Source organism: Pedobacter sp. 05L430, assembly GCF_056397585.1.
The window spans coordinates 1-7181 of record NZ_JBFTNT010000217.1 but is presented as its reverse complement, the minus strand read 5'-3'; the positions used below and the strand labels follow the sequence as shown (position 1 = coordinate 7181).

4 protein-coding genes are annotated in these 7181 nt (G+C 39.0%); 1 reads left to right on the top strand and 3 read right to left on the bottom strand.

What is annotated here, in order from left to right; all coding sequences use genetic code 11:
* Window positions 1-79: 79 nt before the first annotated feature.
* On the bottom strand, window positions 80-3541 hold the full coding sequence (locus tag AC1DG9_RS20275) for a 3-keto-alpha-glucoside-1,2-lyase-like domain-containing protein (protein WP_337718226.1): 3462 nt from the start codon (window positions 3539-3541) through the stop codon (window positions 80-82).
* Window positions 3542-3590: 49 nt separating this feature from the next.
* Window positions 3591-4880 (bottom strand): Gfo/Idh/MocA family oxidoreductase, encoded by a 1290-nt coding sequence (locus tag AC1DG9_RS20270; protein WP_477635134.1) that lies wholly within the window; start codon window positions 4878-4880, stop codon window positions 3591-3593.
* Between the two features lie 384 nt (window positions 4881-5264).
* On the opposite strand from AC1DG9_RS20270, the gene AC1DG9_RS20265 reads away from it, so the two are divergent.
* Entirely contained in the window at window positions 5265-6533 is a 1269-nt protein-coding gene (locus AC1DG9_RS20265) for an ROK family protein (RefSeq protein WP_477635133.1), read from the top strand.
* Between the two features lie 131 nt (window positions 6534-6664).
* On the opposite strand, the gene AC1DG9_RS20260 is transcribed toward AC1DG9_RS20265, so the two are convergent.
* Window positions 6665-7181 (bottom strand): RagB/SusD family nutrient uptake outer membrane protein (locus AC1DG9_RS20260; protein ID WP_477635132.1); only part of this gene is annotated, 517 nt, incomplete at its 5' end.

Sequence of the window (7181 nt, the reverse complement as noted above, 5' to 3'; positions counted from 1 at the left end):
TGCTAGTCCGACTTTCTCTTGCAAGATCCTGAAATAAATTTAGGATGACGATCGATTAAAGCTAAAAATAGAAATCCTACTATTTCTTAGCTGCAGCTTTTTTGCTTGCAGGGGCTTTAGCCGACTCTTTTTTACTTAAATCTTTGATTCTTATGTTTCTGAATTCTACAGGAGAGCCATGTCCAAGGAAACCAATGTGGCCGCTGTCGCGTAATAAACCCGGATGTTCCTTACCATCTGCAGCACCATTCTTTCTAGCCTCAGTAATGTCGCCATCAAGAATTACGGTACCATTAAGGATCACTTTAATTTTAGGGCCTTTTACGACAACTTCTTCATAATTCCATTCGCCAACTGGTTTAAGGAAACCTCTTTTTGCTGGTAAAGTGCCATATACAGAACCATGGTACTGATACACATGAAGGTCTTTATATATTGGAGCCTCATTATCTAAAATCTGAAGTTCCATACCTGTATAAGCAGCATCACCTTCTAAAGGTGCTCTAATGCCCAATCCGTTATTGGCACCTGGAGTTAATTTAAATTCAAAACGGTAAATAAAGTCGCTAAATTCCTCTTTAGTAAATAAGTTACCACCTGAACCTTTTCCTGGTTTAGGACGAATCGCAATATTTCCATCCTCAATAGTATAATCAACTGTGTTACCTGTCCAACTGTGCATGTTTGTACCATCAAACAGCACTTTATAACCTTCTTTTTTCTCTTGTGCACTTAACTCAAATGGTTTTGCACGAGGGATTTCTCTGATGTAAAGATCGCGATAAGCAACTGGCGAACCATGTGCTTGTAATTCGATTTGCTCTTCAGCAAAAATCGGAAGGCTTCTGTCCCAGTAGTTTTCAAGGATTACGTTATCAGTTACCAATACACCGTTTAAGTAAACGGTAACACGATCACCTTTCATCAAAATACGGAAGGTATTCCATTCGTCAAGTTTATTGTCAGCAACTTTAAGTGGCTTGCTTTCATTAGCCTGATTGTTGTATAAGCCACCAGAACCAACCTGAGCACCTACATTTGTACGGGCATTATCCCAGATTTGAACTTGTGGAGTACCACGCAAATAAATACCGGCATCACCCTCTCCTTTTTTATCATCAATAATTTTCCAGTCAACAAGCATTTCAAAATCACCATACTTTTTAACAGTAGCAAGGTTATTTCCATGACTCATGAACTGAAGCTCACCATTAACAGGTTTCCAGCTATCGCGTGCCTCGGCATCAGCTTTTTCCTGCTCAGCAGCAAGCGTTTTAGTATCCATTTTAGAACGCTTAATCGGATCTGCCACTAAACCTTTCCAACCGGTAAGGTCAGTTCCGTTGTACATAGACACAAAACCCTCACCTGCTTTCATTTCCGAAATGTATTTACGCATTCCTTCTTTCTGATAGCCACTATCACCACCGGTTATTACCTCGATGGTTTTGTTTAACAAACCTTTAACCAGGTCACCATTATATGTTCCGGCAAGTGTAATGTTCATTACTGCATTTGCAGCAGCTTGCTGTAAAGCAGCATCATCTAAATATTTACCGGCAAAAACAATTGCATTGAAACATTTAGCTTGCTCAACATCTTTTAAAATTTGTTGTTTTTGCTCATTGGTTTGAGCCACAGCCATCGCGTTGCGAAGTAATAACAACTTCTGCTCCGCAGGATAAACACCTTCTCTAACCGAACGCAGGTATCCGTTGATAGCAGTATTCAGGAAAGCAGTATTTTTAGTCTCACGTGCAATCTTAATTAATTCAGGAGCTGCACTGGCATCAACCCATGCAGACAATGCGTCTAACGCAGCTTTTTGAGTTTGCTCGTTACCTGATGCAAAAGCATCAGTAACCGCCTTTAACGATTTCTCGCCACCTAAACTTGCCAGAACTTTGTAGAAAAGTAATCTCTTGTTTTCAGGTGCCGAAGCCATTTGTTGTAGTACTGCATCAACCTGTTGTGAATTGTCACCACCACCACTTACTGCAGCAATAATAGCTTCCTGTACAGCAGTTTCCTGAGCTCCAGAGCTTTCATTCAATAAAGTAAACAATTGAGGTAAATTCTCTTTCACAACAACGTGACTTAAAGCAGCGTATGCAGCTTGTTGTACTTCAGGATTTTTACTTTTTAACTGATCATAAACTGTATTTAACTGACCGTTTGCAGCACGCGAAGCAAGCAAATTGATTAATGCAACCTGTACATTTGGTTTCGCAGATGGAATAGCAGCAGCAATCTTTTCGGTAATTCCTGTTCCTTTCATTCTGTGAATGGCGTTAGAAACCGCAGTCACATTAGCAGTATCACCTTTGCTTGCCAACTTAAGCAAATCATCAAGCACCTGGTCCTGACCAATATTAACAGCAGCATTTATTGCAGCTAGCTTTACAGTCTCATTCTTACTTTTAAGCAACTTAATTACCGCTGGTAAAGCTTCTTTAGCACCACTTTGGCCAAGCATACTTAAAATACCGGCTTTTCCATCATCATCAACTTTACCTAATTTCTTAACCCAAAGAGGTGTCGAAGCTGAGGTTACATATGGTACAGCAAATTTCAAAGCAGCAGCACGATATTCAGCATTTTTATCGCCTGCAGCATCTAAAAGGAGCTCCTGGTTATTGTCTTTATTTGCTTCAACCAATACTTTTAAAGCACCGGTACGCACACCTACCAATTCATCAGTGTTTACTTTGCCAGCTATATCTTTAGCAATTTTTTCAGCAAGTTCTTTATTGCCATTTTTAAGCAATTGTTCTGCGTAGATCAGGTAAACTGCGGCAGTATTAGTGTTTTCATATTTAAATCCACTTTTATCAGCAGCAGCGGCAAATACAGCTTCAGACGAAGGATCTGCAATATAAGCAAGTGCATACAATGCTACTTTAGCAACATTTGCATCGCCATCGGATGCCAAAGCATTGATAGGCTGAGCGGCTTCTTTAAAGCGGCTGTCGCCTAACGATTCTATAATCGAAAGTTTGGCAGCACCGTTCGCTTTTGCCAGGCCAGCCAATAAAGCTGCTTTCGAAGCCGGAGTATTGATTTTAACCAAAGCTCGTGCCGCAGGATCTGCCAGTTGGTCGTCAGTTAAATACCCTTGTATACAAGAAACCGCGTCATCTTTACCAACCAAATCAAACTGACTGATGATAAACGATTTATTTTGTTTATCAGTTAATTTATCTAAGGCTTTGCAATAAGCAGCAACCGCCATTTTTCTCCAGTCTTCTTTTCCATTCTGAGTGATGTAAGCAGAAAATCCGCCAACAGTATACTCAATTAATGAATTATTGCCTTTACCTGGGGCGCTAAGGCCACTTATTAAAGTTACATAACCCTCTTCTCCAAGATTGGCTATGTCGTTTACATTATTTTTAAATAGCTCAGCATCAGCCGCAGGCATCTGGGCAAGTAAATCAGCAATGCGGGTAGTTACGGTTCGTTCGTCTTTTTTTGCCTGTCCGTTTGCCACATCTTGCAGCATTACAACCGCCAACAGGATAAAGAATATCTTTTTTATCATTATGATATGTGTAAAATGTTAATCTGAATTGTTTAAATGAACTGCTTAATTAAATAGTAAAAGGTACACGCATTACTGGGTTAATTAATCTGTTAGCGCCTTCATCATCAATAAACTCTTGTTTTACCGGATCAAATTTTAACGAACGGCCCAACCTCAAGGCAATTAAACCGATGTTAACGATATTGCATGAACGATGTCCATTTTCTTCATTTAAAGCGAATTTCTGTCTGGTTTTAACAGATTCAACAAAGTCGGTCATTTGTGGTGTCGGATCAGGGAAAGCGGCCAGTTTACGCTCTAAATCCGGAATATCCGATTTAAAGCCCGGGTATAATTTACCTTTAGGTCCTTCAATGTAAGGCACGTTAGTATCCTTTCCTTCGCCATCTAAAATGATTTGACAACCATCAGCGTAAGTATAAGTTATCCTCCTCCATATTCCAACAGCATCAGTATGTTGTTGCGGAGCATCAATTTCAACAGAAACCGGACTGGTATCATCTTTACCTAAAAAGTACTGGATAGGGTCAATATAATGTTGTCCCATATCACTTAAGCCACCACCATCATAATCCCAGTAACCACGGAAGGTTTGATGAACCCTGTGTGCATTATATGGTTTATAAGGCGCAGGGCCAAGCCATCTGTCGTAATCCAATTCAGGAGGTACCGGCTGAGGCTCAAGGTGATCCTTACCTACCCAGTAAAACTTCCAATCATAACCTGTATGTTTACCTACAGTAACCTTTAAAGGCCAGCCCAACAATCCGCTGTCAACCAACTTCTTAATTGGTTTTACAGTTGTACCCATTCCATAAAAAGTATCTTTAAAGCGGAACCAGGTATTTAAACGGAACATTCTGCCATGTTTTTGAACAGCTTCCATTACACGTTTACCTTCTCCAATAGTATGGGTCATTGGTTTTTCACACCAAACATCTTTACCTGCATTTGCAGCATCAACTGCCATAATTCCATGCCAGTGAGGCGGAGTAGCAATGTGTACAATATCAACTTCAGGAAGTTTAATCAGTTCGCGATAATCGCTAAATGTTTTAACGCCTTYATCCAGCATAGATGTTGCCAAATCAAGGTGCCTTTTATCAACATCACAAACAGCAACTACCTGAGTTCCATCATATGTAAAATGACCACGTCCCATTGAGCCAACGCCTATTACAGCCTTGGTAAGCTTATCACTTGGTGCAATAAATCCTGTTCCTCCAAGTACATATCTTGGCACAATAGTAAATGCGGCAAGTCCTACAGCCGATTTCTTAATAAAATCTCTTCTCGAATTTTGGTTTTCTGGTTCTTTAGGTTGTTTAGGCTTCATATTTTCATTTATGTGTGAATTATATATTCAATTGTATTGTTTTCATATATCAGAGCTTCACTAAAATAACATATCACCGCACAGTTAGAATTAACTCGCAGTAAGTTCGTCGGGCTCATATTTGGTACAGAGTCAAATACCGGTTAAATATTGACTGTTGGATTCATTTTTTTTATGGTTCTTCAAGGTTAATATATATGGTTGTATGGGTATTCAATTTTTAATACCTCCAAAGGCACTGCTAAATCGAATACTTGCATTGTTAATATTAGCGAGAAATTGTCAAAAACACAAAACATTATTAATTTATTTACGTATTAAAAATACTTTTGTGATTTTTTAACATAAGTTATCTATATTTAACGAAATAGAGTAATTAAAGCTATGGATCTTCGTCTATTAAATAACATAACAAAACCAACACGCGATAAGCAGCTGATCTATAAATATCAGCTTGTGAAACATCTTTTTAATTTAGGGCCAAGTTCAGTTTCTGCATTATGTGATACCATGAACATGAGTACTCCAAGTATTTTAAAACTCATTACTAATTTAACTGACGAAGAATGGGTAGAAAAGAAAGGCTACGGAATATCTATGGGTGGCAGAAAGCCCGATTTATACGGCTTAAGGGATAGAAAAATCCTGATCCTCTGCATTGATATTGAATTATTTCATACCAAAATAGCAGTTATGGATAACAATTATAACTATATAGTTGATGCCAAAACCATCGCTTTGCCCATCTCAAAAAGCAGCAGATCCGATTTCTTTAGTATTTTAAGTACACATGTAGAGGGTATTCTAAAAGCTCAAAACATTACCAACGACCAACTAATTGGTTGTAGTGTTGGCATGCCCGGCTTAATTGATTCCGAAAAAGGCAAAAGCTATAGTTATTTTCTTAGCGATCAGGAAAACACCTCTTTAACGGCCGCATTTGAAACCACGCTGAAACTACCCGTTATTATACAGAACGATGTAAATGGATCATCAATGGCAGAATTTGCACATGGAATGGCAAAAGGTAAACAAAATGCTTTGATTCTGTTAATGGATTGGGGTGTTGGATTAGGAATTATAATGGATGGGAAATTAAGAAAAGGTGCCTGTGGTTTTTCAGGAGAGTTAGGCCATATCCCTTTTGTAGAGAATGGCGCATTGTGCTATTGCGGCAAACACGGTTGTCTGGAAACCATCGCTTCGGGCAATGCTTTATCAGAAATGGCAAAAGAAGGTATTTTATCGGGCAAAAACTCTATGCTCAATAAACTCTCTAACGAAGAATTACAAAGGATTGAACCTGATGTAATTATAGAAGCAGCAAATAAAGGCGATCAATATGCCATCCAGCTACTATCTAATATTGGCACTTATATGGGAAAGGGAATTGCTGTACTTATTCAGTTGTTTAATCCGGAACTGATTATTTTAAGCGGGAAAATTGCCGAGGCCAAACAATACATCACCCTGCCGATGCAACAGGCAATTAATACATATTGCATGACGCAAATCAGAGAGAGAACAACAATTGTATCATCTGAACTTGGCGAAAACTCAAGGCTTTTKGGTTATGCTACAACAGGTATTGATCATTTTTTGGAGGCTTGTATTAAGAAAGCCGGAAAATCAAAGTCCCGGCTTTCTGTTTAATAAACCGCTCGTCATCCTGAATTTACTTCAGGATCTCGTTTAAGCAGGTTTTGAATTACAATTCCGGGATCCTGAAATAAATTCAGGATGACGAATGCCTCAATACAACCGCCCTACTTTACTACCGCACTTTAATACCCCTTGTTCTGAATCAACTTAGGGTTTAAAGAAATTTCCCCGTCCGGAATCGGCAGCAGCTGATTTCTAATCAGATCATACCCATTCGCAAATTTCGTATCTATCAACTCCCCATTTGCTCCTTTTACCTGCTGTGGATAAATCTTAGGACCAATTTCCCACCTCCTAACATCATCCCAATACAAACCTTCCAATGCAAGCTCAATCCGGCGTTCTTTATGTAATTTCTCTCTCGCTTCCTCTAAACCTAATCCTGTCGACAAAGCAGGCAACTTAACATCCGTTCTTCCGTTTCTGATCTTGTTAATCAGCGCAATAGCTTCAGGAATATTCTTATTCTGACCCTCAATCAAAGCTTCAGCTTTAGACAATAACACATCAGCATACCTTAAAACAATAAAATTCAAAGGCGATTCAGATGCAATTACCTCCATGTTTTCTATGGTATACTTCCTTATTCCGAAGCCCACCTTTTGCCCAGTATGGTTCTTTATTTCAACCGGATACAAC

What these genes read in the sequence shown, in the direction of transcription:
- AC1DG9_RS20275 (WP_337718226.1), bottom strand. Translation starts at nt 3,541, where the DNA reads ATGATAAAAAAGATATTCTTTATCCTGTTGGCGGTTGTAATGCTGCAA.